Origin of the sequence: Sphingopyxis sp. (assembly GCF_016463645.1) — a bacterium.
GTDB lineage: Bacteria > Pseudomonadota > Alphaproteobacteria > Sphingomonadales > Sphingomonadaceae > Sphingopyxis.
Map to the genome: position 1 here is coordinate 1 of NZ_JAEMQX010000053.1, position 24,487 is coordinate 24,487.

At 66.8% G+C, this 24,487-nt stretch carries 25 protein-coding genes; 15 read left to right on the forward strand and 10 right to left on the reverse strand.

Annotated features, from left to right (window positions below; genetic code table 11):
• The 4 genes from JHC57_RS12310 to JHC57_RS12325 all read right to left on the reverse strand — a co-directional run.
• A partial coding sequence (locus tag JHC57_RS12310) for a terminase family protein (protein ID WP_294030326.1) occupies positions 1-1,225 on the reverse strand: 1,225 nt, incomplete at its 3' end.
• A 15-nt stretch (positions 1,226-1,240) separates the two neighbouring features.
• Positions 1,241-1,747, reverse strand: a complete 507-nt coding sequence (locus JHC57_RS12315; RefSeq protein ID WP_294030327.1) for a hypothetical protein — start codon at positions 1,745-1,747, stop codon at positions 1,241-1,243.
• A gap of 232 nt (positions 1,748-1,979) precedes the next feature.
• Positions 1,980-4,874: a pitrilysin family protein gene (locus tag JHC57_RS12320; protein ID WP_294030328.1), complete on the reverse strand. Its 2,895-nt coding sequence runs from the start codon at positions 4,872-4,874 to the stop codon at positions 1,980-1,982.
• A 42-nt stretch (positions 4,875-4,916) separates the two neighbouring features.
• Positions 4,917-5,987, reverse strand: a complete 1,071-nt coding sequence (locus tag JHC57_RS12325) for a GGDEF domain-containing protein (protein WP_294030330.1) — start codon at positions 5,985-5,987, stop codon at positions 4,917-4,919.
• A gap of 235 nt (positions 5,988-6,222) precedes the next feature.
• Between JHC57_RS12325 and JHC57_RS12330 the strand changes: the two genes are divergently transcribed.
• Positions 6,223-8,223 (forward strand): lipoxygenase family protein, encoded by a 2,001-nt coding sequence (locus tag JHC57_RS12330; RefSeq protein WP_294030331.1) that lies wholly within the window; start codon positions 6,223-6,225, stop codon positions 8,221-8,223.
• A gap of 67 nt (positions 8,224-8,290) precedes the next feature.
• Here JHC57_RS12330 and purC read toward each other — a convergent pair whose 3' ends face one another.
• Positions 8,291-9,070, reverse strand: coding sequence for a phosphoribosylaminoimidazolesuccinocarboxamide synthase (gene purC, locus JHC57_RS12335; RefSeq protein WP_294030332.1), 780 nt, complete (start codon positions 9,068-9,070; stop codon positions 8,291-8,293).
• 208 nt (positions 9,071-9,278) lie between these two features.
• Between purC and JHC57_RS12340 the strand changes: the two genes are divergently transcribed.
• Positions 9,279-10,202, forward strand: a complete 924-nt coding sequence (locus JHC57_RS12340; protein ID WP_294030333.1) for a crotonase/enoyl-CoA hydratase family protein — start codon at positions 9,279-9,281, stop codon at positions 10,200-10,202.
• Between the two features lie 3 nt (positions 10,203-10,205).
• Here JHC57_RS12340 and JHC57_RS12345 read toward each other — a convergent pair whose 3' ends face one another.
• The 5 genes from JHC57_RS12345 to JHC57_RS12365 form a co-directional block, all read right to left on the reverse strand.
• A complete protein-coding gene (locus JHC57_RS12345) occupies positions 10,206-10,421 on the reverse strand; it encodes a hypothetical protein (RefSeq protein ID WP_294030335.1) in 216 nt (71 codons plus the stop codon).
• A 21-nt stretch (positions 10,422-10,442) separates the two neighbouring features.
• Positions 10,443-10,865, reverse strand: coding sequence for an SRPBCC domain-containing protein (locus tag JHC57_RS12350; RefSeq protein ID WP_294030336.1), 423 nt, complete (start codon positions 10,863-10,865; stop codon positions 10,443-10,445).
• Positions 10,862-11,185, reverse strand: coding sequence for a metalloregulator ArsR/SmtB family transcription factor (locus JHC57_RS12355; RefSeq protein ID WP_294030337.1), 324 nt, complete (start codon positions 11,183-11,185; stop codon positions 10,862-10,864). Before JHC57_RS12355 ends, JHC57_RS12350 begins: the two co-directional genes overlap by 4 nt.
• A gap of 55 nt (positions 11,186-11,240) precedes the next feature.
• Complete coding sequence (locus tag JHC57_RS12360) at positions 11,241-12,872, reverse strand: alkaline phosphatase D family protein (RefSeq protein WP_294030338.1); 1,632 nt, start codon at positions 12,870-12,872, stop codon at positions 11,241-11,243.
• Positions 12,873-12,941: 69 nt separating this feature from the next.
• Positions 12,942-14,078 carry a DUF3667 domain-containing protein gene (locus JHC57_RS12365; RefSeq protein ID WP_294030339.1) on the reverse strand — a complete coding sequence of 379 codons (1,137 nt, stop codon included), beginning with the start codon at positions 14,076-14,078 and terminating at the stop codon, positions 12,942-12,944.
• Positions 14,079-14,156: 78 nt separating this feature from the next.
• On the opposite strand from JHC57_RS12365, the gene JHC57_RS12370 reads away from it, so the two are divergent.
• From JHC57_RS12370 to rpsM, 13 genes are all read left to right on the forward strand, one after another.
• Complete coding sequence (locus JHC57_RS12370) at positions 14,157-15,443, forward strand: glutamate-5-semialdehyde dehydrogenase (RefSeq protein WP_294030340.1); 1,287 nt, start codon at positions 14,157-14,159, stop codon at positions 15,441-15,443.
• On the forward strand, positions 15,407-16,117 hold the full coding sequence (locus JHC57_RS12375) for a nicotinate-nucleotide adenylyltransferase (protein WP_294030341.1): 711 nt from the start codon (positions 15,407-15,409) through the stop codon (positions 16,115-16,117). The genes JHC57_RS12370 and JHC57_RS12375 overlap by 37 nt, the downstream gene beginning before the upstream one ends.
• The gene (gene rsfS / locus JHC57_RS12380; protein WP_294030342.1) at positions 16,114-16,509 is read left to right on the forward strand and encodes a ribosome silencing factor; all 396 of its coding nucleotides are present in this window, start codon (positions 16,114-16,116) and stop codon (positions 16,507-16,509) included. The genes JHC57_RS12375 and rsfS overlap by 4 nt, the downstream gene beginning before the upstream one ends.
• A 33-nt stretch (positions 16,510-16,542) precedes the next feature.
• Positions 16,543-16,971, forward strand: a complete 429-nt coding sequence (locus JHC57_RS12385) for a 23S rRNA (pseudouridine(1915)-N(3))-methyltransferase RlmH (protein ID WP_294030343.1) — start codon at positions 16,543-16,545, stop codon at positions 16,969-16,971.
• Positions 16,968-18,176 (forward strand): peptidoglycan DD-metalloendopeptidase family protein, encoded by a 1,209-nt coding sequence (locus JHC57_RS12390; RefSeq protein WP_294030345.1) that lies wholly within the window; start codon positions 16,968-16,970, stop codon positions 18,174-18,176. The genes JHC57_RS12385 and JHC57_RS12390 overlap by 4 nt, the downstream gene beginning before the upstream one ends.
• Before the next feature lie 120 nt (positions 18,177-18,296).
• On the forward strand, positions 18,297-19,697 hold the full coding sequence (locus JHC57_RS12395; RefSeq protein WP_294030346.1) for a S41 family peptidase: 1,401 nt from the start codon (positions 18,297-18,299) through the stop codon (positions 19,695-19,697).
• 13 nt (positions 19,698-19,710) lie between these two features.
• On the forward strand, positions 19,711-20,193 hold the full coding sequence (locus JHC57_RS12400; protein WP_294030348.1) for a disulfide bond formation protein B: 483 nt from the start codon (positions 19,711-19,713) through the stop codon (positions 20,191-20,193).
• Entirely contained in the window at positions 20,190-20,705 is a 516-nt protein-coding gene (locus JHC57_RS12405) for a demethoxyubiquinone hydroxylase family protein (protein ID WP_294030349.1), read from the forward strand. The genes JHC57_RS12400 and JHC57_RS12405 overlap by 4 nt, the downstream gene beginning before the upstream one ends.
• 77 nt (positions 20,706-20,782) lie before the next feature.
• Positions 20,783-21,388, forward strand: coding sequence for a hypothetical protein (locus tag JHC57_RS12410; protein WP_294030351.1), 606 nt, complete (start codon positions 20,783-20,785; stop codon positions 21,386-21,388).
• A gap of 292 nt (positions 21,389-21,680) precedes the next feature.
• The gene (locus JHC57_RS12415) at positions 21,681-22,001 is read left to right on the forward strand and encodes a hypothetical protein (protein ID WP_294030352.1); all 321 of its coding nucleotides are present in this window, start codon (positions 21,681-21,683) and stop codon (positions 21,999-22,001) included.
• Positions 22,002-22,049: 48 nt separating this feature from the next.
• The gene (locus tag JHC57_RS12420; protein ID WP_294030353.1) at positions 22,050-23,393 is read left to right on the forward strand and encodes a metallopeptidase TldD-related protein; all 1,344 of its coding nucleotides are present in this window, start codon (positions 22,050-22,052) and stop codon (positions 23,391-23,393) included.
• Positions 23,394-23,397: 4 nt separating this feature from the next.
• On the forward strand, positions 23,398-24,189 hold the full coding sequence (locus JHC57_RS12425) for a 3'(2'),5'-bisphosphate nucleotidase CysQ (RefSeq protein WP_294030354.1): 792 nt from the start codon (positions 23,398-23,400) through the stop codon (positions 24,187-24,189).
• Between the two features lie 198 nt (positions 24,190-24,387).
• Positions 24,388-24,487: 30S ribosomal protein S13 (rpsM, locus tag JHC57_RS12430; protein WP_294030355.1), on the forward strand; the 100-nt coding region annotated here is incomplete at its 3' end.

Genomic DNA, 24,487 nt, shown 5'->3' on the forward strand with positions numbered 1-24,487 from the left:
CCGGCCCCGCATAACCCCCGCCGACCTGCAACCCGCAGAGCTGGTCCTCCAGCGCCGTGAACACTCCCGCATGCACGACATCGCCGCGCTCGTAGGCGATCGCGACCGGCTCCGCCCTTCGCGCCTTGCCCACGCTCGCATGCACCGGCACCACCGGCAGCGTGCAATCGGCTTGGCGCAGCGTGCCCTCGACCATCTCGCCCCCCATATTGCTCTCGGCAACGATCCGGTCGGCGCCCCAGCGCGCCGCCGCTGCGGCCACCGCCTGCGCCCACACGCCCGGCGGCGGATTGTCGACGCTCGCATCCTCCACCACCGCGACCCGCCCGTCGCGCAGCAAGGCCGCGACGACGATCCCGCAGGCATCGCCATTGCTCGTCGCCGGCGGATCGACCCCGATGATCACGCGCACCGGCTTGCCCGTGCCCTCCGCCCCGACCCGGCAACGCTCGACCAGCCCGCGCGTCCACAGCGCGCCCTCGACATCCTCGAGCAACTCGCCGTCAAGCTCCTGCCGCCCCAGCCGGGTGCCGCCATAGCTCGCGACCATCGCCTCGACGAAATTCGACGGCAGATAGGGATTGTCGTTCGTCCCGCCGCGCGTTTCCTCAAAACCCGGCAGCGCCATGATCCGCCGCATCAGCGTGGTCGGGCGCGGCGTCGTCGTCACCAGGACCCTCGGATTATCGCCCAGCCGCAACCCCATCATCAGATTGTCCCATGCCGCATCGGCGTGTCGCCATTTCGCCAGCTCGTCGCACCAGGCCACATGATGTTCGGGCCCGCGCAAATTCTCGGCCGCCGCCGCCGAATAGAGCGTCGCGACCGCGCCGCTCTCGAAATGCAGCTCGCGCCGCCCGCCGATCCAGTGCGGTTCCTCTTCCGACCGCGCGACCGCGAGCAACCCGCTCGGCCCCTCGATCATCACGCGCTGCCCGTCGGCATCGTTCGCCGCGACAAGCGCGATCCGCGCGCCCGGCTCCATGCGCGCCCATTCGCTGATCCACTCTGCCCCCGCGCGCGTCTTGCCGAAGCCACGTCCGGCGCGGATCATCCAGACGCGCCAGTCGCCCGGCGGCTCGCATTGCCCGTCCTGCGCCCAGCCCTGCCAGCGTTCGATCAGCTCGCGCAGATGCTTTCCCGACAGGTCGCGCATCAACCGCCGGAGCTGCCCGGGGGTCAGCGTGCTCAATTGTTCGAGGATGTCGCCTACGACATCGCGCACCGCCTGCGCCATCGGTCACAGCTTGTCCCAGCCGCGCTGGCGGCGCAGCACCGCCAGCCGTTTCAGGATCGCCTCGTCGGTCTCTGCCGGGGTCGGCATCGGCCCCTTCCCCCGCCGATTGGGTCTGGACCGTCCGCCGCGAACGCTTTCCTCATGCCGCTTCAGCAGTTGCAGCGCCTGCTCCATCGTCATCGGCGCGATGACCGGCCGCACTTCTCCTTCGCCCTCGTCGGCGCGCCGCCCTTCGACGACCGCCAGCGCCGCCTGCACCAGCCCCATCTCAAGCCGCCGATAACCATCGTCGAGCGCGCCCTGCCAGGCCGCGGCAAAGGCGGCGTCGCGGCGGCGGATGCGGTAGAAGGTCGTGATCGCGACTCCCGTGCGTTCGGCCGACAGCGTCACGTTGCAGGTCTCGCTCAGATGCTGGATGAAATCGTCGCGCTTGCGCTGCGAAATCTCGCGCCGCGACCGCCGTCTTTTTGCCAGTAACTGGTTCTTGATGCCGCTTACCGCCTCATCCATCGCCCATCTCCAACGCGATCGGGCCGGAACACCCCTCCGCATCGGAAAGGCGCCGGCCCGACTCGCAATTCTTCATGATGTGACACTTGTGCCATAACAGCGTCACGATGTCAAGAAAAATAACCGATTTGGTAAAATGGTGAAATGGAAAAGGCAGGACCGGCGTGAAGTACAGCCCGGTCAAACGGACGAACGAAACGATGGCGCCTCCGCGCCACCCCCTCGCACCCCGCTATTTGCCCGCCTTGTCGCTCACCGCCTTGATCACCAGCGCCTTGTCATCGACCAGATAGCGCTTCGCGAGCGCCTGCAACTCGGCCGGCGTCGCCGCCTCGACCTCGCCGATCCCCTTACGGCTGCGGTCGAGGCGATCGGCGTGGGTCGTCGCTTCCGCAACATAGTTCAGCCAATAGCTGTTCTCGCGCCGCGATTTGACCATCGCTTCGAGGAGCGGCCGGCGCGCGCGGTCGAGCAGGTCGGCGTCGATCGGCTTGTCGCGCAGTTCCCTGGCGATTTCGAAGATCGCGGCGCGTGTCGTCGCCAGATCCTTGTAATCGACGTTGCTCGCGGCGAAGAGATGGCCATAGCCCGGAAACTCGTCCGACAGGCTCGCCGCCGCGCCGGGGCTGTAGCTTTCGCCGAGCTTCTCGCGCAATTCCTCGGTGAGCATGAGCTGCATCGCGCGCGACAGAAGCGTCAGCCGCATCGCCTCGCCGAGGTCGCTGTCGTCGCGCGCCGGCCAATAGACTCGCAATTCCGCCTGCTCGGCGGGCCCCTTGTGGATCAGCGTGCGTTCGCTGCGGTCGGTCGCGAACTCGCGTATCCGCGCTTCGGCGCGTGGATCGAACGCCGAGCGCCGCTCGGGCAGCGCGCCAAAGGTCGCGGCGATCGCGTCGATCGCCGACTGTTCGCCGATGTCGCCGACGACGCCGATCTCGATTGCGCCATGCGCGAAGCTGTCGGCGATCGCGGGTTTGAGCTGCGCCCAGTCGAGGGCCATCACCCTGTCGAGCGGCGGGGTCTGCGAACGCGGATCGTCGTTGGCAAGGATGCCCCCGACGTCGCGGCCGAGCACCGCCGCCGGCGTCGCGTCGTTCGCGGCATATTGCTGCGGCAGCACGCGCCGGATCAGCGCCAGCCCGTCGGCGCGGTAGCCGGGGTGCGTCAGATAGGCGGCCATCAGCTTCGCCTGCAGCGCGAAATCCTCGGGCGACGTCACCGCCGAACCGCCAAAGGCATCGGTCGAGTTGCCGAAGACGGGGCTGATCGTCTTGCCCGCGAGGATCGATCGCAGGTCGTCGAGGCTGTGCGCCTCGAGCCCGCCGAGCATCAGCGAACCCGCGAGCGACACCTTCGTCGGATCGTCGCGCGTCGCGAGCAGGCTGCCGCCGTCGACGCGCAACGACAGCAGGACCTTGTCCTTCTGGAAATCGGTCGCCTTGATGTTGAGCATCACATTATTGGCAAAGCGGATGCGCCGGATACCCAGATCCTCGACGCGTTCGTCGCTGACGATCTTTCCGGGGTTCCCGAAACTGTCATAGGCGAAGGCGGCATTGGCCGCCGCGGCCGGTGCCGCAACCGCCACCTTCGCCGAAGCCTGCAGGTCGGCGAGGATCGCTGCGGTCCCGCCGTCGACCGGCTTTTTCGTCGTGACCCGCACCAGCGGCGGACTCAGCCCGTCCATGCGCGCCCGAAACGCCGCGGTGACGGCTTCGGCACTCAGCGCCGGCGCGGTCGCCTCGAACAGCGCCTGCGAGGTTTCGGGGCGGACGAAGACGAAATCGCCCTCCGCCGCCGACACCAGCGCGTCGGCGAGCGTGTCGCTGCGCCGTGTCGTTACCCCGGCGACGGCATTTTTGAATATGGTGCGGCGGTTGGCGATCTGCTCGTCGACCTCGGCCTGCGTAAAGCCATGTTCGAGCGCGCGCCGCTGTTCCTGCTCGACGAGCGCGAGCGCCTCTTTCCACGCGCCTTCCCTGGCGACCGCGCCGATGGTGACCTGGTCGAAGGTCTTCCAACCCTCGGCATCGCTGAAATAGCCGGTCAGGATCGGCGAATCCTCGTTCAGCGCGATCTTCGCCAGCCGGCGGCTGACGATCGCCTCGCCGACATCCTCGGCCAGCTTGCGCGCGCGCTTCGCCTTCGTATCGGGCTCGTCCACCCATGGTTTGAAGCTAGCGATCGTCACCGAATCCTGGATCGCCGGATCGACGAAATCGTCGGCGGCCGCCGCGCGCCTGTAATCGACATTGCCGATTTCGGGGTCGGCGCCGGCGGGGCCGCGCCCCTTCCAGTCGGCGAAGCGCGCCTTGATCTTCGCCTCGACCGCTGCGGGATCGAAGTCGCCGACCATCACCAAAGTCGCCCGCTCGGGCCGGTAATAGCGATCGTAAAGGTCGCGGAGGCGTGCCGCGGGAGCGGTCCTGATCACCTTCTCGGTGCCGACGGGTATGCGGTTCGCGACAGTCATCCCCTGCATCTGGAAATCGAGCTGGTCGATCAGGCTGCGAAGCTGATAGGTGTCGCGCGCGCGCCGTTCGGACAGGATGATGCCGCGCTCGCGGTCGACCGCGGCGGGATCGATCGTCAGCTCGCTCCCCGTCTCGCGCATCAGCATCAGCCCGGTGTCGATCAGATCGTCCGAGGCGTTGGGCAGGTCGAGTTTGTAGATCGTCTCGTCGAAGCCGGTCGACGCGTTGGTGTCGGCACCGAACGCCAGCCCCTTGCGTTCGAGCAGCTTGATCATCTCGCCCTCGGGAACGCCCTTCGATCCGTTGAACGCCATATGTTCGAGGAAGTGGGCGAGCCCGCGCTGGTCCTCGGCCTCGGCAAAGCTGCCGACCGCGAAACGCATGCGCAGCACGACGCTGTCCTTGGGCGTCGAATTTTTCAGCAGCGCATATTTCATCCCGTTGGGAAGGACGCCAAAGACGATGTTCGGGTCGACCGGGACGTCGCTCGCCGCGAAATTCCATGCTTTCGCCGCCTCGCTCTGCGGATTGACCGCCGCGGGCGCCGCGATCTTTGCGGGCGCCTCCCGGGCGAAAGCCGGGGCGGTGCTGGCGATGAGGAAGACGAGGGGCGACAGCGCGGTCGATGCGCGCCGGACGAAGGATTTGGTCATGGACGAGATGTGGCGGCCACCCCGCGGGCGGTCAAGCCGTCGTCACGCGACGCGGCCGACGCTTTCGACCGGCGACGTCTGGGTCCGACCAGCGGCTTTCGCCGCGTAAAGCGCGCGGTCGGCGACCTCGAGCAATTTGCGCGCGCTCTCGCCATGTTCGGGCCAGCTCGCCGTGCCGACGCCCGCACCGACGCCGATCGACCGGCCGCCGATGCGATAGGGCGGTGCGAGCGCGGCGAGGACATGGTCGGCGAGCGAGGTCTTGAGCAGGATCGAGCCCGCGGGCACGAGGATCGCGAACTCGTCGCCGCCCTGCCGCGCGACGACCGCATGGTCGCCGCACGCGCGGCGCAGGCGCTCGGCGAGCTCGCACAGCACGCCGTCGCCGATCGCATGGCCGTGCTGGTCGTTGATCGGTTTGAAGCCATTGAGATCGAGCAGCGCGATCGCGAACGGCCTCGCGGCGTCGCCCTTCGCGATTTCCTCGTCGAGCCGCATGTCGAACTCGCGGCGGTTGGCGAGGCCGGTCAGCGGATCGGTGTGCGCAAGGTCGCGCATCTGGTGCTGGAGCTGGAGCAGGTCGATGAGCTGGTCGTGCTGCTGCAGGATCATGCGGAGAAGAAAGATCGTCGCGACGACAAGGCTCGTGCCCGCCGCGATCTCGGGCGGGTTGCCCGAAGTCAGCATCAGGAACGAGATCGGCACCAGACCGATCAGCAGGTTGATGAAGGTCGCAAGGCGGATCGACGACAGGCAATAGGCGGTCGCAAGCGACCCCATCGCCATGATCATCGCATAATAGCTGTGCGTCGATACCGGCGCCGCGAACCAGTTGATCACCGTCCAGCTGCTGCACATCGCGCCCGTCGTCCCCGACAGCCACATCGATTCCTTGATCATCCGCCGCGCGCGGCGGAGGCTCATGCGCCGGCCGCGATTATGCATCAGGAAGACGAAGCCGAGCAGACCAATGATGGCGAGCGTAACCGGGAAGCCGATGCGAACGATCGGGTGGACCGTGTCCACCCCCGCATAGATGGCGGTAGGCGTGGTCGCCGCCAGCATCAGGAACAGCATCGGGGTCAGCGTCTCTACGCGATTGGCGCGCAGCAAGGCGACATCGTCCCGAATCGCATCCGGAATCGGCGGAAAAATGCGCCTGCGCAGCCAGTGATAGACCCCCGTCATGGGGGCGGGATAGCAAGGCTGAGTAAAGCAGGGGTTAAGGAACGAAAGCCCTTCTTATCACCGCTCTAGGGCCCACGGGAAAGCCCATGGCTTGCGAAATATTAACCTTGTTTGCCGACAAGCCTCGCCACTTGCTTCATGCCCGAGGGGGAACCACGCCATGTCCTATCCGACGCCGCCGCTCGCTGCGTCCGCCGCCACGCCAACGGCATCGATGCCCTCGGCCGACCCGACGCTGCCGCAAAACGACACACCCGCGCAGCGGGCGGCGCGCGCCGCCCAGCTTGCCGCGACGCAGACCGTCTACACCTGGGCCACCGACGTCCCGACGTTGCCCGGCGTCCCCCTCGCGACCGACGTGCCGAAGAATGATGAGCCGACGATCGCGTGGTTCGTGACCCTGATCGGCGTCGGGCTCGACATCGTGCGCAACGCGCTGACGGTGAAGCTTGGCGGCATCGACAAGGGAGAATTGGGGGGCGAGCTCGACAACCCGCGCGCGGAATATGAAGCCGCGCTGGCCGAATGCGACGCGATCGAGGCATCGGCCGCGAAGATCGCCGCCGAACATGGCGTCCACACCGGCGGCAATATCTTCGCGCGCATGATTGGCGATGTCGAGAATGCCGTCGCCGCCGCCGAGCGCGACGTCCATGTCGCTCTGCTCAAGGGTTATAAGGATCGCCTCGAAGAGCTGATGAAGATCGACGATGCCGAGGGCCTCGGCAGCAAGACCCCGCGCAGCATCGAGGCGTATCGCGCGCTGTTCGCGACGCTGCCCGTTCCCGGCATCTCGTGGATGTTCCAGGACGACGCCGAGTTCGCGCGGCTGCGCGTGCAGGGTCCGAACTGCATGCTGATCGCCGCGGTCGGCGATGCGCTCCCCGACAATTTCCCGCTGAGCGCAGCCCAATATGTCTCGGTCGTGGGCGGCGACACGCTGGCGGCGGCGCTCGCCGACGGGCGCCTCTTCCTGCTTGACTACAAGCCGCTCGAAGTGATTGACCCGGGCACCTATGGAACCCGGGCAAAATATATCTGGCAGCCGATGGCGCTGTTCGCGGTGCCGCCAGGCGGGTCGTCGCTGATCCCCGTCGCGATCCAGTGCGGGCAGAACCCTGCCGATTATCCGATCTTCACCTCTTCGCCCGTCGCCGACAAGATCTGGGGCTGGGAAATGGCAAAGTTCGTCGTGCAGGTCGCCGACGGCAATTACCATGAGTTGTTTGCCCACCTTGCACGCACGCATCTGGTGGTCGAGGCGTTCGCGGTCGCGACGCATCGCCATCTTGCCGAAATTCATCCGATCTGGGCGCTGCTCGTTCCGCATTTCGAAGGCACGCTGTTTATCAACGAACGGGCCGCGACCTCGCTGATCGCGGCAGGCGGCCCGATCGACCATATTTTCGCGGGCACGATCGCGTCGAGTCAGACGGCGGCGGTCGACGCGCGCCTCGCGTTCGATTTCTACGGCAAAATGCTCCACGCCGACCTTGTCGCGCGCGGTGTCGGTGTGGACTCGGCGCTCGCCGATTATCCGTACCGCGACGACGCGCTGCTCGTGTGGGACGCGATCCACGAATGGGCGCGGCGATATGTTGGGCTTTATTATGGGCATGATGCAGACGTCGTGGCCGATACCGAGCTCGCCGCATGGGCTGCATGCCTTGCGGGCGAAGCGAAAATCAGGGGTTTCGGTCCGATGACGACGCGCGCGCAACTCGCCGAGGTGTGCGCGATGGTGATGTTCACCGCGAGCGCGCAGCATGCCGCGGTCAATTTCCCGCAAAAGGACATCATGGCCTTCGCCCCCGCGGTCACGGGCGCGGGATGGCAAGCGGCGCCGAACGGCCAGCGCGGGCACGACAAGGCGGGCTGGCTCGCGATGATGCCGCCGATGGCGCTCGCGCTCGAACAACTGAACGTGCTCGAACTCCTGGGATCGGTGCATTACCGGCCGCTCGGCGACTATCGCAGCAACGCCTTCCCCTATCCCGAATGGTTCCAGGACCCGCGCGTGACCGCGGCCGAGGGGCCGCTGGCGTGGTTCCGGGCGGCGCTGACGGGCGTCGAGGCCAAGATCGTCGCGCGCAATGCGGAGCGGATGCAGCCCTATCCCTATCTGCAGCCCAGCCTGATTCCGACGAGCATCAATATCTGAAGCCCATGTGCGAACCCCGGCGAGAGCCGGGGCCCTGCGTCGTGCGGCCGGGCGGCGCTCGCCGGGATCAGCTACCCTTTTTCTTCCGGTGGCTCTCAAGGTCGAGCACGGCATTCTCGTTGCCCTCGGGCATCAGGCCGAGCCGGCGGGCGACTTCCTGATAGGCTTCGACCTCGCCGCCGAGGTCGCGGCGGAAGCGATCCTTGTCGAGCTTTTCGTTGGTCGTCATGTCCCACAGACGGCAGCCGTCCGGGCTGATCTCGTCGGCGAGGATGATACGGCTGAAATCGCCCTCATAGAGGCGCCCGAACTCGAGCTTGAAGTCCACGAGGCGGATACCGACCGCGGCGAACATGCCCGACATGAAGTCGTTGATGCGGATCGCCATGTCCTGGATGTCGTGAAGCTCGTCCTGGCTGCACCAGTTGAAGCAGGCGATGTGCTCCTCGGCGACGAGCGGATCGCCCAGCGCGTCGTCCTTGTAGCAATATTCGATCAGCGTGCGCGGAAGCTGCGTGCCTTCCTCGATACCGAGGCGCTTCGACAGGGTTCCCGCGGCGACGTTGCGCACGATCACCTCGATCGGCACGATCTCGACCTGACGGATCAGCTGTTCGCGCATGTTGAGGCGGCGGATGAAGTGGGTGGGCACGCCGATATTGCCGAGCAGCGTGAAGACATGCTCCGAAATCCGGTTGTTGAGCACGCCCTTGCCGTTGATCGTCCCGCGCTTCTGCGCATTGAACGCGGTTGCGTCGTCCTTGAAATACTGGATCAGAGTGCCCGGTTCGGGGCCTTCGTAAAGGATCTTGGCTTTGCCTTCGTAGATCTGGCGGCGACGGGCCATGGCGGTCAACTTTCTGTCGGAACCAAATGAATGGCCCCGGCAAAGCGACTCAGGACGAGCGCGGCGCCGGGGCGGTCGGGCGGCCTATAGCGGCAAAGATCGGGCGCGTCATCCCCGGCATGACACTCCCTTCCTTACGTTTACGTAAAGTGCTTGCTCTCGGCGCCCTGGCTTGCAACCATGGCTCGCGAACCAAGGAGAGAGATGGATGAGCTTCGACCAGATTCGCCTCGACCGCCACGAGGGCATCGCGCTGCTGACGCTGCACCGCCCCGACCGGATGAACGCCTTCACCACCGAAATGATGCTCGAGATTGTCGCCGCGCTCGACGAATGCGACGCCGACGACGCCGTGCGGGCGGTGATCTTCACCGGATCGGGCGACCGCGCCTATTGCGCCGGCGCCGATCTGGGCCAGGGCGCCGCGACCTTCGATTATGACAAGCGCACCGACAAGCAGGCGATCCTTCCCGATGGCATGTCGGCGAGCCCCGTTGCCGACGACGGCACGATCGACTGGTCGCACCCGCTGATCCGCGATTCGGGCGGCCGCGTGTCGATGCGCATCTTCGACTGCAAGAAGCCGGTGCTCGGCGCGATCAACGGCGCCGCGGTCGGCATCGGCGCGACGATGACGCTGTCCATGGACGCGCGCCTTGCTAGCGAGACCGCCCGCTACGGCTTCGTCTTCGCGCGCCGCGGCATCGTTCCCGAAGCCGCGTCGAGCTGGTTCCTGCCGCGCCTCGTCGGCATCCAGAACGCGGTCGACTGGTGCTATTCGGGCCGCCTGGTCGACGCCGCCGAAGCGCATGAGAAGGGCCTCGTCCAGTCGGTGCACGCCCCCGGCGAGCTGGTCGACGCCGCGATCGCCAAGGCGCGCGAGATGACCGACCACAGCGCGCCGGTGTCGGTCGCGCTCACCCGCCACATGCTGTGGCGGATGCTCGGTGCGCCGCACCCGATGAGTGCGCACCGCTGGGACAGCCGCGCGATCTTCGCGCGCGGGCGGAGCGCCGATGCGGCAGAGGGGGTGTCGAGCTTCCTTGAAAAGCGCCCCGCGAACTTCACCGTCAGCGTCGCGAACGACTATCCGTGGTTCGCCGAGTTCGAGGACACGCCGCCTTATAGCTGAGCGTCAGCCCGCCACACCGCCGCGCTTCCTGAACCAAGGCCCGAAAAACATGTAGAGGCCGGAAAATATCAACAGGAAAAGCGGCGGCAGCGGCAAGTAATAGACCCATTGGGCAGGTTCCTGCCCCGCCCCGAGCATCACGAAGATGGCGAGAACGATCGCCGAGAAGAGGATCGATACCCAGCGGTGGAACTGCCGGATCCACAAACTCCAGTTCATAGCTTTCTCCCTGTCCGAAGGTCAGTCGAGACCAGCCACGACCTTCTCGAGGTTTTCGAGATGGATACGCCAGCCGCCCCTGGCGCCGCCGAAAGCCTGCTTCTGGTCGGGACGGAAGCCCACTTGTTCCATGCGCAGCAGCGTGCCCGCCGCCGTCCGTTCGAGCGTGAAGGTCACGGTGCTGTCTAGCCGATAGGCCGGATCGTCGTGGGCGTGGTTCCAGGTGTAGGAGAGGCTCCGCTCGGGCTCGACCTCGAGTATCTCGCAATCGACATGGCCCCAGTCGCCGCGCAGCTGAAACCGGTGACCGAGGTCCAGACCGAAATCATTCTTCATCAGCCACTCCTCGATCAGATGCTGCGTCGTCAACGCGCGCCAGATCTTTTCGGGCGGATGCGAAATCTCGCGCTCCACGGTCACGCTGCGCACGTCGGTATCGGTCATTGATCCATCCTCTTGAGCAAATCTTCGAGATCGTCGAACCGCGCTTCCCAGAAGCGGTTCATGCGCCCCGTCCAGTCGACGAGCGGCGCGAGCGCGCGCTGCTGCGCGCTGTAATGCGTCTGGCGGCCCTCGTGCCGGTCGAGCACAAGCCCGGCCTGCCTGAGGACACCGAGATGTTTGGAGACCGCAGGCTGCGAAATGCCGGCGCCCGCGGTGAGCCTGCCGACCGTCTGCTCGCCCTCAAGGCATAATCGTTCGAACAGCGCGCGCCGCGTCGGATCGGCGAGCGCCCTGAACAGAAGATCGGTTGGCGACTCCATGTAATCCATAACTCCTCAGTTATGGATTTCTCATAACCATCTGGTTATAAATATGTCAAGCCGCTTCGAAACTTCGCTTGTCGCGCAGCGCGGTCATGCTGTGAGTCGACTTGAGCGCGGGCGTACGCGTACGGATCGTCTCAACGCTGTGCCAGTTCGCGGTCACTCGCTCTCGGGTGAGCTGCACCGTCACATAGCCGCGGTCTGCCGTATTCGCCCATTTGAGTTCGGGCGACGAAGCGCGCAGCGCCGCGACGCGCGCTTCGTCGGAAATCCCGGCGGTATAGCTTTCATATCCGGGCGAGGTGACGCTCTGCCCGGCGATCTCGATGCCCGCGGGCCGGCCGTCCTCGGCAAGGTCGAAAGCCCAGGCATTGTGCGTGTCGCCGGTCAGCGTGACGAGATCGGCGTCCGCGCGTTGTGCCGCAGCGAGCAGCCGCGAACGCGCCGCAGGATAGCCGTCCCACGCGTCGAGGTTGAACGGCAGCCCCGCCTTCGCCGCGAGCATCGACGTCTCGACGCGGCGACGGACATAGTCGGGCTGGTCGCCGCCGAACCACTCCTTCGTCTCAGGCGGGGTGAACAGGCTGCCCATCACCACCTGCTGCGCGCAGACCTGCCAGCAAGTCCCCGCCCTCGCCGATCGCGCAAAGCCGTCGAACAGCCATTTCTCCTGCTCCGCCCCCATCATCTGGCGGGCGGGATCGCGATAGGCCCCTTCGGCAAACTGTCTGAGCTTCGCCGCCGGGTCGCCGCCGCCCGCGATAATCTCGTCGATCTCGAACTGCTTGTCGCGAGCGGTCACGCGCGTTTCGGGGAGGAAGATCGTCGCGAGGTCGCCCACCTGGTAATCGCGCCAGCGCGTATCGGCGACGGGCATCCATTCGCGGTAGGCGCGCTCCGCCGCGACCGCGCGACCGGCCCATGCGCCCTCGCCCTCATCATGATTCTCGGCGCCGTCCTTCCACGTGTCGTTGGCGAATTCATGATCGTCCCACTGCGCGATCATCGGGAAAAGCGCATGCAGGCGCTGGAGATCGGGGTCGGCGCGATAGGAAGCATAGCGCAGACGATAGTCGGCGAGGCTCACCATCTCGTGCGTCGGCTGGATATCGCGGCCCGGCAAGGCGACCTTGGCCGAGGGATAGTCGCCGACGGGATATTCATAGAGATAGTCGCCGACATGCGCGACGAGGTCGATATCGTTCCGCGCCGCCGCATGCGCATAGGCGTTGAACCAGCCGAAGGGCAGGTTCGAGCATGAAAAGAGGCCGATGGTGAAGGCGCTCGTCGGCCCGGTAGGCAAGGTACGCGTCCGGCCCGTGACCGACTTCGTGCCGTCGGGCGCGACGAAACGGTAAAAATACCATCGCGCCGGTTCAAGCCCGTCGACGACAATCTTCGCGGTATGATCGCGCTCGCCCTTCGCGGTGACGCTGCCCCCCGCAGCGACCTGCACGAAATCGGCGCTTTCTGACAATTCCACCGTCAGCGCCGTGTCGTTCGCGGCTGCATAACGCGTCCAGAGCAGCACCGAATTCGCTCCGGGTTCGCCGCTCGCCACCCCATGGGTAAAGCCCTGCGCCATCGCCGCTGCCGCGGCGCCGGGCAGCGACAGCGCCGCGAGCCCCGCAGTGCCGAGCTTGATGAGTAACCGACGATCGATTTCGTTCCACAGCTGATGCATCGCATGTCCTCCCGCGTCGCCGGGTCTGTGGCCCGTCTTTGTTACAGCTTCGCGCCCCGGGTCAGTATCCTAGCCGCTGATCCCCAGTGCAAGCAGCAGCAGCATGAACCAGATCACCGCGAACAGGCTGAAAAACAGAAGCAGCGTCGCGCGCACCAGCGACCCGAAACGCGACGAACGATAGGCGCCGCGTAGCTGGCGGTACATGTGAAACGGGACATAGAGCATGGCGAAGAAGGTGGCGAGGTCGCCAAAGATCGTCAGGTTGAGCAGCCGTACGGCGACGAACAGCAGCAGCATGAAACTGATCGAATAGGTGACGAAGACGAAATGGTCGTAGGTGTGGAAGCGCCGGCTGAACGGAAAGAGCAGCCACATGAAGGGCAGCGACAACGGGATCAGCGCCCAGGCGAATTTATAGGCGTTCGCCTGCAATTTGTAGAGAACCAGCGCCGGGTTCGCGAACGCCTTCTTGAGGCCATGGTCGATGAACGGCACGCCGGTATCGATCTTGTTCCGCGAGATGAAATCCGCGCTCGTCTTCACCTGCTCGGCGGGGTCCTCCAGCACCGGCGGGCCTGCGGCGCGCTCGGCCGCGCGCTCGGTCCTGCTGCGGCTGCGCGCAATGCCGAGATAGTCGGCGCTCTTTTGCAGCACCTCGCGTTCGGTCTCCAGTTCGCGCCGGTCGGCCGCAGACAGATCCTTTTTCGCAAGCCCGGCGTCGATCCGGTCGACCTCGGCCTGCATGCTGTCCTTGATCGCGGTCGTGCGCGTCTGTTCGGCGGCCGCCTGATTGAGCCCGTCGCTGAAGCCGCCGCCGCTTCCGACCATGGCAAGCACGGCGTAGGTCAGGAAAACCGCGAAGAGGAACAAGGCGAGCGGCGAAATGAAACGCGCGCGCTCGCCGTGGATATAGCGGCGCGTCAGATCTCCCGGCCGCCAGGTCAGAAGCGGCAGCGTGTTCCAGATCTTGCCCTCGAAATGGAAGATCGCATGGACGAGGTCGTGGCCGATCGCGCCGAAGCTGCGATGGACATCGGCGCGCTGGCCGCAATGATGGCAATGCGAGCCGGCGAGGCTCGTGCCGCAGTTGAGACAGCGCAGCGGCGCGTCGCCATAAGCCGTGCCGCCATGGCGCGATTCGACCGCGTGCGCGGCAAGGCCCGCCGTGACGGCGCTGCCGATACCCTCGATATCCCCTGTCATGCGCCCTGCCTAAAGCGGCGCGCGACACCGCGCAACGGGGCTTTCGAGAGACACGAAAAACATGGTAGTGGCCGCGCCATGAACGTCGAAGCCCTGACCGCCCCGCCGCTGCCCGGCGACGCTACCGCCCTGATCGCCGACATGGGCGCGCGTGCGCGTGCCGCGGCGAAACGGCTGGCGCGGGCGCCAACGGCAGCCAAGGCGGCCGCGCTGGTCGCGGCGGCAACGGCGATCCGTGCGCACGCCGCCGACATCCTCGCCGCCAATGCCGAGGATATGGCGGCGGGACGAACGAACGGCCTGTCGGGGGCGATGCTCGACCGGCTGCGACTCGACGAAGGCCGGCTTGGCGCGATCGCCGACGCGATTGAAGCGGTCGCCGCGCTACCCGACCCGGCCGGCACCGAGATCGACCGCATCGCGCGTCCCAACGGGCTGGTGCTGAGCCGCGTGCGCGTGCCCCTGGGCGTCGTCGGCATCATCTATGAAAGCCGCCCCAATGTGACCGCCGACGCGGCGGCGCTTGGCCTGATGTCGGGCAATGCCGTCATCCTGCGCGGTGGCAGCGAAGCGGTGCATTCGAACCGCGCGATCCACGCCGCATTCGCCACCGGCCTTGTCGAGAAGGGCCTGCCCGCCGACGCGGTGCAACTCGTTCCGACGCAGGATCGCGCGGCGGTGGGCGCAATGCTGCGCGCGCAAGGTCTCATCGACATCATCATCCCGCGCGGCGGCAAGGGCCTCGTCGCGCGCGTGCAGGACGAGGCGCGCGTGCCCGTGCTCGCGCACCTCGACGGGATCAACCACCTCTATATCGACGGTGCCGCAGATCCGGCGAAGGCGGTCGAGCTCGCGGTCAATGCCAAGATGCGCCGGACGGGGGTCTGCGGCGCGACCGAGACGATCCTGATCGACCGCGCCTATCCCGCACCGCTCGCCCTCGTCGATGCGCTGATCGCGGCGGGCTGCGAAGTGCGCGGCGACAAGGGCATCGCAGCGCTGAGCCCGCATGTCGAAGCGGCTTCGGCGGGCGACTGGGACACCGAATATCTCGACGCGATCGTTTCGATCGCGCTGGTCGACGGCCTCGCCGGCGCGCTCGCACATATCGACGCGCATTCGAGCAAGCATACCGACGCGATCGTCACCGAGGACATCGCGACCGCCGATCGCTTCCTGACCGGCGTCGACAGCGCGATCGTCATGCACAACGCCTCGACCCAGTTCGCCGACGGGGGCGAATTCGGCCTCGGCGCCGAAATCGGCATCGCCACCGGCCGCCTCCACGCGCGCGGGCCGGTCGCGCTCGAAGGACTCACCACCTATAAATGGCTGGTGCGCGGCACGGGACAGGTCCGGCCCTGACCAGTCCAGCCAGATCGGGGAAAATTCCCACCGGCCTTCTCGGCGGCAGCTTCAACCCGGCGCATGGCGGGCACCGCGCGATCAGCCTCAATGCGATCGACGCGCTGGGGCTCGACGAATTATGGTGGCTCGTCTCGCCGGGCAATCCGCTGAAACCCACGGCGGGCATGGCCTCGCTCCCGGCACGCCTTGGTTCGGCGCAGCGGATGGCGCGGCGCTCGCCCATTCGCGCGACGGCGATCGAGGCCGAACTCGGCACGCGCTATACCATCGATACCCTGAAAAAGCTCGTCAGACGCTACCCGAACCGCCGGTTCATCTGGATCATGGGCGCCGACAATCTGGTCCAGCTGCCCCAATGGCGCGACTGGCGGGGGATCGCGCGATTGATGCCGATTGCGGTCGTCGCGCGTCCGGGCTATAATGGCCGGGCCCATGCCGCGCAGGCGATGGGTTGGCTTCGGCGCTTCGTCCGGCCCGCGGACCAGAAACTTCACTGGACGGACTGGAGACCGCCTGCCCTCGTGTTCCTGCGTTTTTCGCCCGACGTGCGATCCGCAACTGCAATACGGCAGGCCAACCCCCGCTGGTTCGAACGCTATTCAGGCCGCGCGATGCGCGACCCGCTGACGCGTTCGCGGCTTGCGGATTCGACGAAGAAAGGACGCATTTGATCTCCGCCACCCAGGATGCCGCATCTGCCGCATCCGCCAACGACAACGTGGACGCACTCCACGCGCTGATCCTCCACCAGCTGGACGAGGACCAGGCCCAGGAAACCATCTCCATCCCGCTTGCCGGCAAAAGCAGCATCGCCGACCATATGGTGATCGCAAGCGGCCGTTCGACGCGTCATGTCTCCGCGATCGCCGAAAAGCTGGCGCAGCGGATCAAGCAGGAAGCGGGCCGCAGCGTCCGTGTCGAAGGGCTGCCCAACGCCGATTGGGTCCTGCTCGATGCGGGCGACGTCATCGTCCACCTGTTCCGCCCCGAAGTTCGTAGCTTCTACAACCTCGAGCGCATGTGGTCGTTCGGCGACGCGCCGCCGGTCGCCGCCGCAAATTGACGTCCGCCCCGCCTACCGGCTAGGCGGACGTTCATGTTGCTGCACATCATCGCGCGCGGGCGCATCGGGCGCGGGCCCGAGGCCGAACTGGTCGAGCGCTATATGAAGCGCGTGACCTGGGCGCAGAAGATTTCGGAGCTTCCCGACACCGGCGGACGCATACCCGCCGCGGCGGACAACAGCCGCACCGTGCTGCTCGACGAGGGCGGCGAGCAGATGTCGTCGCTCGAATTTGCCAAATTGCTCGAAAAATGGCGCGACGGCGGCGTTCGCGAAGCGCGCTTCTGCCTCGGTGCCGCCAACGGCTTCACCCCCGAGGAACGCGAGGGCGCCGACAGGGTCATCGCGTTCGGACGCGCAACCTGGCCGCACCTGATGGCGCGAGCCATGCTCGCCGAACAATTGTGGCGCGCAACGAGCATCATCGCGGGCCATCCCTATCACCGCGAGGGCCGCCAGTGAGGCGGGCGCTCATCGCCCTGGCCGCCACATTTGCGGGCGGCGCGCTTGCGCTTGCGCAAAGCGATATTTTCGACCCGCAGGCCATCGCCGCGCGCGAACGCGCCCAGCTTCTCGATGCGAAACAGCAGTCGACCGCCGCGATGGCGCGCAGTGCCCTCCTCGAAAAACAGGCTGCGGCCGCGAGCAACGAAGCCGACCGGCTGAAGAAGCGCAGCGCCGCACTCGCTGCGCGCATCCAGTCAGCCGAAGCCGATATCAGCGCCGGAGAAGCCCGGGTCGCGCTCGTCACGCGCCGCCTGTCGGCGCAGCGCGCGCGGCTCGCCGAGCAGCAGCAACCGCTGCTCGAGCTCACCGCTTCGCTTCAGCAGTTGAGCCGCCAGCCGCCGGTCAGTGTGCTTGCGCAGCCGGGATCGCTCACCGACATGGTCCACGCCCGCGCGGTGATCGACGCCGCGATGCCGGTGATCGAACGCCGTACCGCCGGGGTTCGCCGCGAACTCGCCGCGCTCGACACGACACGGCGGCAGCAGGCCGTCGCGTTGAAGACACTCTCCACGAGCAAGGCGCAGCTCGCGCAGCGCCGCGATGCGCTGACGAGGCTCGAGAATGAGGGCCGGCTCCGTTCGCGCGAGCTGATGAGCAGCGCGCAGCTTGAAGCCGATCGCGCGCTGGGGCTCGGCGAAAAAGCGCGCGATATCGTCGATCTGATGGACTCGCTCGAAGCCGATGGCGCGGTGCGCGCCGAACTCGCGCAGCTCGCGGGGCCGCTACCGCGCCCGCGCGACCCCAAGGCCAGCGCGGCCGGAACCGCGGCCCGGTCCGCCGCCGAAGCCGAGCTGGCGCAAGGCGCCTACCGCCTGCCCGTCGTCGGAAGGATCGTCGCCGGGCTCGGCGAGGTCAACGAAAGCGGCGTGCGCTCGCGCGGCGTAACGATCGCAGCCCGCCCCGGCGGCCAGGTCGTTTCCCCCGCTCCCGGCCGCGTCGGCTTCGCGGGCGACTATCGCGGCTATGGCAAGATCGTGATCATCGACCATGGCGGCGGCTGGGTGTCGCTGCTCACCGGCATGATCGCGCTGTCGGTGGGGGTTGGCGACACGCTCGACGCCGGGGCGCCCGTCGGCCGCGCGGGATCGGACGACAGCCGCATCACCGTCGAGCTGCGCCGGGCCGGACGTCCGGTCGATATCGTCGCGATGATCGGTTAATCGCCCATCAGGCCGCCATCCGCTATCGGATGCACCGCTTGACGCCCGCACAAATGCGTAGGAGGATAGCGCGCCGGGGATTATAAGGCGCGCTTGCTCTCGCCTGAGTGAAAGACTGAGATGACCGACTCGACGCAGACCCATAACACCCCGAAGCGCCGTTTTGCCTTGTGGCAGGGTGCCGCCGCGCTCTCGACGCTCGCGCTGATCCCGCTCGCGACCGGCGCGATGGCAACCGTCGATTCGAAGACGCAGGAAGAAATTTCGCGCTTCATGGACGTCTATCTCGAGGTCAAATCAAACTATGTCGAACCGGTCGACGATTCGAAGCTGATCGAGGGCGCGATCAACGGCATGCTCGCCAGTCTCGACCCGCATTCGGGCTATCTCGACGCGCGCGGCTTCTCGAACCTGCGCACCCAGACCGACGGCGAATATGGCGGGCTCGGCCTGTCGGTGACGATGGAAGACGGCGTCGTCAAGGTGATCGCGCCGACCGCCGACACCCCGGCCGACAAGGCGGGTATCAAGGCGGGCGATTATATCACCCACATCAACAAGGAACTGATCTTCGGCATGACGCTGGACGAGGCGGTCGAACAGATGCGCGGACGTCCCGGCACCCAGATCGAGGTCACCGTCGTGCGCGAAGGGCAGGACAAGCCGATGGAACTGACGCTGACGCGCGAGATCATCGACCTCAAGCCCGTGAAATGGGAAGTCAGCGGCGATGTCGGCGTGCTCACCGTCACGAGCTTCTCGGCCGACGCGACGACCGACCTCAAGGCCGCGATGCTTGCGGTCGAAAAATCGCTCGGCAAGAAACCGCGCGGCTGGATCCTCGACCTCCGCTCGAACCCGGGCGGACTGCTCGACGAGGCGGTCGGAATCAGCGACCTCTTTCTCGAGCGCGGCGAGATCGTCTCGCAGCGCGGCCGCAAGAAGGGCGATATCGAACGCTATTTTGCCGAACCGGGGGACCTTGCCGGCGGCGCGCCGGTCGTCGTGCTGATCGACTCGGGCTCCGCCTCGGCCTCCGAAATCGTCGCGGGCGCGCTGCAGGACCAGCATCGCGCGGTCGTGATGGGCGAACGCAGCTTCGGCAAGGGATCGGTGCAGACCGTCCTGCCGCTCACCGACACCACCGCGCTCCGCCTGACCACGGCGCGTTATTATACGCCATCGGGGCGCAGCGTGCAGGAAGGCGGGATCGACCCCGATATCCGGGTACCGCAGCTCAGCGACCCCGATTATGCCTCGCGTCCGAAGTTCCGCGAAAGCGACCTGCGCCGTCACCTCGTCAACGAGAAGAAGGTCGATAACGGCCTGCTCGAAAAGGACGAAAAGGCCGATCCGCGCTTCACCGCGACCGCGGCCGAGCTCAAGGAAAAGGGCATCGAGGATTTCCAGCTCCACTATGCGCTGCAGACGATCGGCCGGATCAACCCGGCCGCGCCGCGCATGGCGCAAAGCGGCAAGGCCCCGGTCAAGCCCGCCGCCAAGCCGACCGCACGCAACTAAGGGGCCGCGGCACATGCTCAATTCGCGCCTCGCCGCGCCCGTCGTCGCGTTCCTCGCGCCGCTGCTCCTTTATGGCGGTGCGCTCGTCTCCCAATTTGGCTTCGGCCTGCATCCATGCGAGATGTGTTACTGGCAGCGCTGGCCGCACCAGGCGGCGATCGTGCTCGCGCTGCTCGCGCTGCTGCTGCGCAGCAACGACAAGGCGATGCGCGCGCTGACCCTGCTCGCCGCCATCGCGATCGCCGTCAGCGGCGCGATCGGCGTTTTTCACGCCGGGGTCGAATATGGCTTCTGGGAAGGCATCACCACCTGCGCGACCGGCAGCGCCGGCCCCGTCACGCTCGATTCGATCATGAACGCGCCGCTGATCCGCTGCGACGCGGTGCAATGGTCGCTGTTCGGCGTCTCGCTCGCGGGTTTCAACGCCATCTTCTCGCTGGGAGCCGCCGCACTCGTCTTGACCTTGCTGCGCCGGAAGACCACACCGGCGCCATGAGCAACAAACGCACCGCATCGATGATCCGCGTCGACCAGGCGGGCGAATATGGCGCGACGCGCATCTATGCAGGGCAGCTCGCGGTGATGGGCGACCGCCATCCGATGGCGCGCGAGATCGCGCATATGGCCGAGCAGGAAGAGCGGCACCGCAAATTCTTCGACGCGATGATCGCCCGGCGCGGCGTGCGCCCGACGGCGCTCCAGCCTTTCTGGAACGTCGCGGGCTTTGCGCTGGGTGCCGTCACGGCCGCGATGGGCCCGCGTGCCGCGATGGCCTGCACCGCGGCCGTCGAGACCGAAATCGACCGCCACTATCAGCATCAGCTCGACGAGCTAGGCGACAGCGACCCCGAACTCAGCGCCGCGGTCGAGGATTTTCGCGCCGAAGAGCTCGAGCACAAGGAGGCTGCACTGGCGGCCGGCGCCGAAAGCGCGCCCGGCTATCCCGTCCTGAGCTTCGCGATCCGCGCCGGCTGCCGTGCAGCCATCGCGCTGTCGAAACGTATCTGATACAGGAAAGCCTGCCCGTTCATGACGGATGCAGGGTGGCGATGCCAAGCCGCATCAAACAGACAAAGGAAGACCCGATGACCCGCCTCCCCCTGTTCGCGCTGATCCTCGCCGGCAGCGCCGCCGCCGTGCCCGCCGCGGCGCAGCAGCAGACGGTCGATGCCGAAAAGATCAACCAGGTCATCGTTTACGGCAACGACAAGTGCGAACAGTCGAGCCCCGACGAGATCGTCGTCTGTAACCGCCTGCCCGAAACCGAACGCTATCGCGTTCCCGAAATGCTGCGCGGCAATCCGCTCGACGTACGCAACGAGGCGTGGGCCAACAAGGTCGTGGCGCTCGAACGCGTCGGCCGCTTCGGTACCGACAGCTGTTCGCCGACCGGCCTCGGCGGCTTTACCGGCTGTACGCAGGCGTTGGTCGCGGGCGCCAAGGCCGAACGGCAGGCCGCGAACAAGACCGACTGGCAGGCGATGATCGCCGACGAGCGCGCCAAGCGCCTGGCGGGGATCGACGCCGCGGCGGACGAGGTCGAAGCCGCTGTCGTCGCCGAAGAGCGTGCGCTCGCCGAGCGCCAGAAAGCCGCCGAGGAACTCGAACGCCAGGCGAGCGGACAGGCGCCCGCGCCGACCGCTCCCGACGAAGCTGACGCCGAACCGCTACCGATCCCGCCGCGGCGCTGATCCGCTCCGGGTTCCCAGACCCCCTGCTCCCACGGCAAAAAGACCGTATATCCTGCCAAAATTGCAGCATTTTTGCGGTCCGGCGTGATTCGGTTGCGAATCCGCGCCGAAACGAGTGCAAAAATTAACGAATCGCTGGCAGACTGTCTTGACTTGGGAATTTTTGGGGCAAAACGTGCGGTTCTGGGAATCGCCAGCCTAAGGGGGCTGTAACATGGCATCAGCATTCGGACCGCGCCTGTGGAGGCGCACGGCAGTCAGCGTGCCACCGGCGCGGAGTCTGGGTCGCCGAATGACATGGCATGCCGCCGCTGCCCTCCTCGCCTTTGCCGCACTGCAGATCTGGGTCGTGATGGGCGCGGTATCCGCAGGGGCTCCGTCGGCGCTCATTGTCGTCGCGCTGGTCATGCTGCTCGCGCTCGCTCTTCCGGTCGCACGCTCGACCGAACGCCGCTGGTATCATCTCAGCCGCCAGGCGCTCGCCAGCTGGGGCCTTCACGCCCGCTTCCGCCGCGATGTCCGCCGTCTGTGGATCGCCGCATTGACCCTGCCCTTCCTGTGGGTCAGCGGCGCGATGGCCGCCACCGACGCGCTCGCCGCGATCGTCCGCTGATCCGACTTAGATTTTGACGCTTCGCTCCGCGCCGGTTAGGGCGCGGACATGCTCACCGTTTCCGAAGCCCTCGACCGCGCGCAGATGCTGTGCGACGCCGCGACCAAGGCCGGCGCCGACGCCGCCGATGCGCTCTATTACTGCAATGCCGCGACCTCCGTCTCGATGCGGCTCGGCGCGCTCGAGGATGTCGAGCGGTCGGAGGGGCAGGATATTTCGCTGCGCGTCTTCGTCGGGCAGCGCAGCGCGAGCGTGTCGACCGCCGACATGGACGCCGGCGAACTCGCCAAGCTGGTCGAACGCTGCGTCGCGATGGCGCGCGAGGCGCCCGAGGATCCCTATGCCGGCCTCGCCCCCGAAGAATTGCTCTTCAAGGGCCCGGTCCCCGATTTCGATCTCGACGACGACAGCGAAGCCGACCCGCAGGCGCTCCGCGAAGCCGCCCTGGCCGTCGAGGGGGCAGCGCGCGCCATCGCGGGCGTGACGAACAGCGAAGGCGGCTCGGCGAGCCACAGCCGCACGCGCTTCGCGCTCGCGACCAGCCACGGCTTCGCCGGCGGCTACGGGTCGAGTGGCCACAGCCTGTCGGCGAGCGTCATCGCAGGTGAAGGCGCGTCGATGCAGCGCGATTATGGCTGGCACAGCGCGCATCACCTGTCCGACCTTGAAAGCGCCGCCGACATCGGCGCGCGCGCCGGCACGCGGGCGGTTGCGCGTCTCGATCCCGGCAAGGCACCCAATGGCAAGCTTCCGGTCATCCTCGATCCGCGTGTCAGCGGCGGAATCGTCGGCCATCTGCTCGGCGCGATCGCCGGCCCCGCGATTGCCCGCGGCACGAGCTTTCTGCTCGGCAAGGAAGAGCGGATGCTGTTCGACAGCGGCATCGTCATCCGCGACGAGCCGCACCGGCTACGCGGGCTGCGCAGCCGCGCGTTCGACGGCGAGGGTCTGCCGACCGCCGCGCGCGATATCGTGACGGGCGGCAAGATCACCGGCTGGCTGCTCGACAATGCCTCGGCGAAACAGCTCGGCCTGACACCCACCGGTCATGCGAGCCGCGGCGGCGGCGCGTCGGGCGTCGGTGCAAGCAACCTCCACCTCGCCGCCGGCAGCGTGACCCCGGCGGCGCTGATGGAAGGCGTTACCGAAGGCGTCTACATTACCGAGCTGATCGGTCAGGGCGTCAACCCGGTGACCGGCGACTACAGCCGCGGCGCGTCGGGATTCCTGATCCGGGACGGGCAGATCGCGGGGCCGATCGCCGAATTCACGGTCGCGGGCAATCTGATCGATATGTTCGCTGCCCTGATCCCCGCGAATGACCTTGAATTCCGCCACGGCACCAATGCGCCGACGCTGCGCATCGACGGCATGACCGTCGCGTCGAGCTGAGCTCTTGCCCGCGCGCAACCTCGAAGCGGTGATCGCCGCGACCCGCGAGGTCGGCGACATGGCGATGGCGCGATGGCGCGGCGAGGGGCGGCCGGTCGACGTATGGCACAAGTCGCACGACAATCCGGTCAGCGATGTCGATCTGGCGGTCGACGCGCGTCTGAAGGCCGTGCTCGGCGCGATGGTGCCCGAGGCGGGGTGGCTGTCCGAAGAGACCGCCGACAACGAAGACCGGCTGTCGTGCCGGGCGATGTGGTGCGTCGACCCGATCGACGGTACGCGCGACTTCATCCGCGGCCGCCCCGGCTGGTGCGTATCGGTCGCACTCGTGATCGACGGCACGCCCGAGCTCGGCGTGCTCTATGCCCCGGCGCTCGACGAGCTGTGGGTCGCACAAAAGGGCAAGGGCGCGACGCTCAATGGCGAGGTGCTGCGCGCCAGCCGCCGGATGATCTTCGACGGGTCGCGCGTTCCCGCCGACAGCCTTCCCAAGGTCGACCGCGACCTGATCATGGTCACCAAGCCGAACAGCATCGCGCTCCGCATGGCGCTCGTTGCCGACGACCGCGCCGACCTGGTCGCGACGCTGCGCTGGGGCTTCGAGTGGGACGTCGCCGCGGCCGCCCTCATCGCGACCGAGACGGGCGCCGCCGTAACCGACGCTTTCGGCGAACCGCTGAAGTTCAACACGCCCCGCGCGCAGGCGTTCGGCGTCATCGCCTGCGCACCCGGAATCCACCGCGCGGTCGTCGCCCGCTTGCACGATCGCGCAGTCGTCCTTACATCGCATTCGTGATCACCCGTTCCGACAAGCAATCCGCCGCAGTTCGCTTGACTTTCGGCACGACTCACCCTAACTGCCCATCCATTCCGACAGCCTGACCGGACGGCGAAACGCTCCAAGCGTGTTCGTGGTCCGTTTTTTGCGTTGGAAATCAGACGCTTTGAGATGGGATCGTTGCCAGCGATCCTGTGGAGCAGGAGAAAGTTACCAATGGCACGTATCGCGGGCGTCAATCTGCCCACCAACAAGCGCGTGATCATCGCGCTCACCTACATCCACGGCATCGGTCGCAAGACCGCCGTCGACATCG

Coding starts and splice junctions, on each gene's coding strand:
- JHC57_RS12320 (WP_294030328.1), bottom strand. CDS start 4,874: ATGACCAAATCCTTCGTCCGGCGCGCATCGACCGCGCTGTCGCCCCTC.
- JHC57_RS12330 (WP_294030331.1), top strand. CDS start 6,223: ATGTCCTATCCGACGCCGCCGCTCGCTGCGTCCGCCGCCACGCCAACG.
- JHC57_RS12345 (WP_294030335.1), bottom strand. CDS start 10,421: ATGAACTGGAGTTTGTGGATCCGGCAGTTCCACCGCTGGGTATCGATC.
- JHC57_RS12375 (WP_294030341.1), top strand. CDS start 15,407: ATGGCTGGTGCGCGGCACGGGACAGGTCCGGCCCTGACCAGTCCAGCC.
- JHC57_RS12420 (WP_294030353.1), top strand. CDS start 22,050: ATGCTCACCGTTTCCGAAGCCCTCGACCGCGCGCAGATGCTGTGCGAC.
- JHC57_RS12340 (WP_294030333.1), top strand. CDS start 9,279: ATGAGCTTCGACCAGATTCGCCTCGACCGCCACGAGGGCATCGCGCTG.
- JHC57_RS12410 (WP_294030351.1), top strand. CDS start 20,783: ATGACCCGCCTCCCCCTGTTCGCGCTGATCCTCGCCGGCAGCGCCGCC.
- JHC57_RS12385 (WP_294030343.1), top strand. CDS start 16,543: ATGTTGCTGCACATCATCGCGCGCGGGCGCATCGGGCGCGGGCCCGAG.
- JHC57_RS12395 (WP_294030346.1), top strand. CDS start 18,297: ATGACCGACTCGACGCAGACCCATAACACCCCGAAGCGCCGTTTTGCC.
- JHC57_RS12405 (WP_294030349.1), top strand. CDS start 20,190: ATGAGCAACAAACGCACCGCATCGATGATCCGCGTCGACCAGGCGGGC.
- JHC57_RS12400 (WP_294030348.1), top strand. CDS start 19,711: ATGCTCAATTCGCGCCTCGCCGCGCCCGTCGTCGCGTTCCTCGCGCCG.
- JHC57_RS12350 (WP_294030336.1), bottom strand. CDS start 10,865: ATGACCGATACCGACGTGCGCAGCGTGACCGTGGAGCGCGAGATTTCG.
- JHC57_RS12360 (WP_294030338.1), bottom strand. CDS start 12,872: ATGCATCAGCTGTGGAACGAAATCGATCGTCGGTTACTCATCAAGCTC.
- JHC57_RS12370 (WP_294030340.1), top strand. CDS start 14,157: ATGAACGTCGAAGCCCTGACCGCCCCGCCGCTGCCCGGCGACGCTACC.
- JHC57_RS12415 (WP_294030352.1), top strand. CDS start 21,681: ATGACATGGCATGCCGCCGCTGCCCTCCTCGCCTTTGCCGCACTGCAG.
- JHC57_RS12315 (WP_294030327.1), bottom strand. CDS start 1,747: ATGGATGAGGCGGTAAGCGGCATCAAGAACCAGTTACTGGCAAAAAGA.
- purC (WP_294030332.1), bottom strand. CDS start 9,070: ATGGCCCGTCGCCGCCAGATCTACGAAGGCAAAGCCAAGATCCTTTAC.
- JHC57_RS12365 (WP_294030339.1), bottom strand. CDS start 14,078: ATGACAGGGGATATCGAGGGTATCGGCAGCGCCGTCACGGCGGGCCTT.
- JHC57_RS12355 (WP_294030337.1), bottom strand. CDS start 11,185: ATGGAGTCGCCAACCGATCTTCTGTTCAGGGCGCTCGCCGATCCGACG.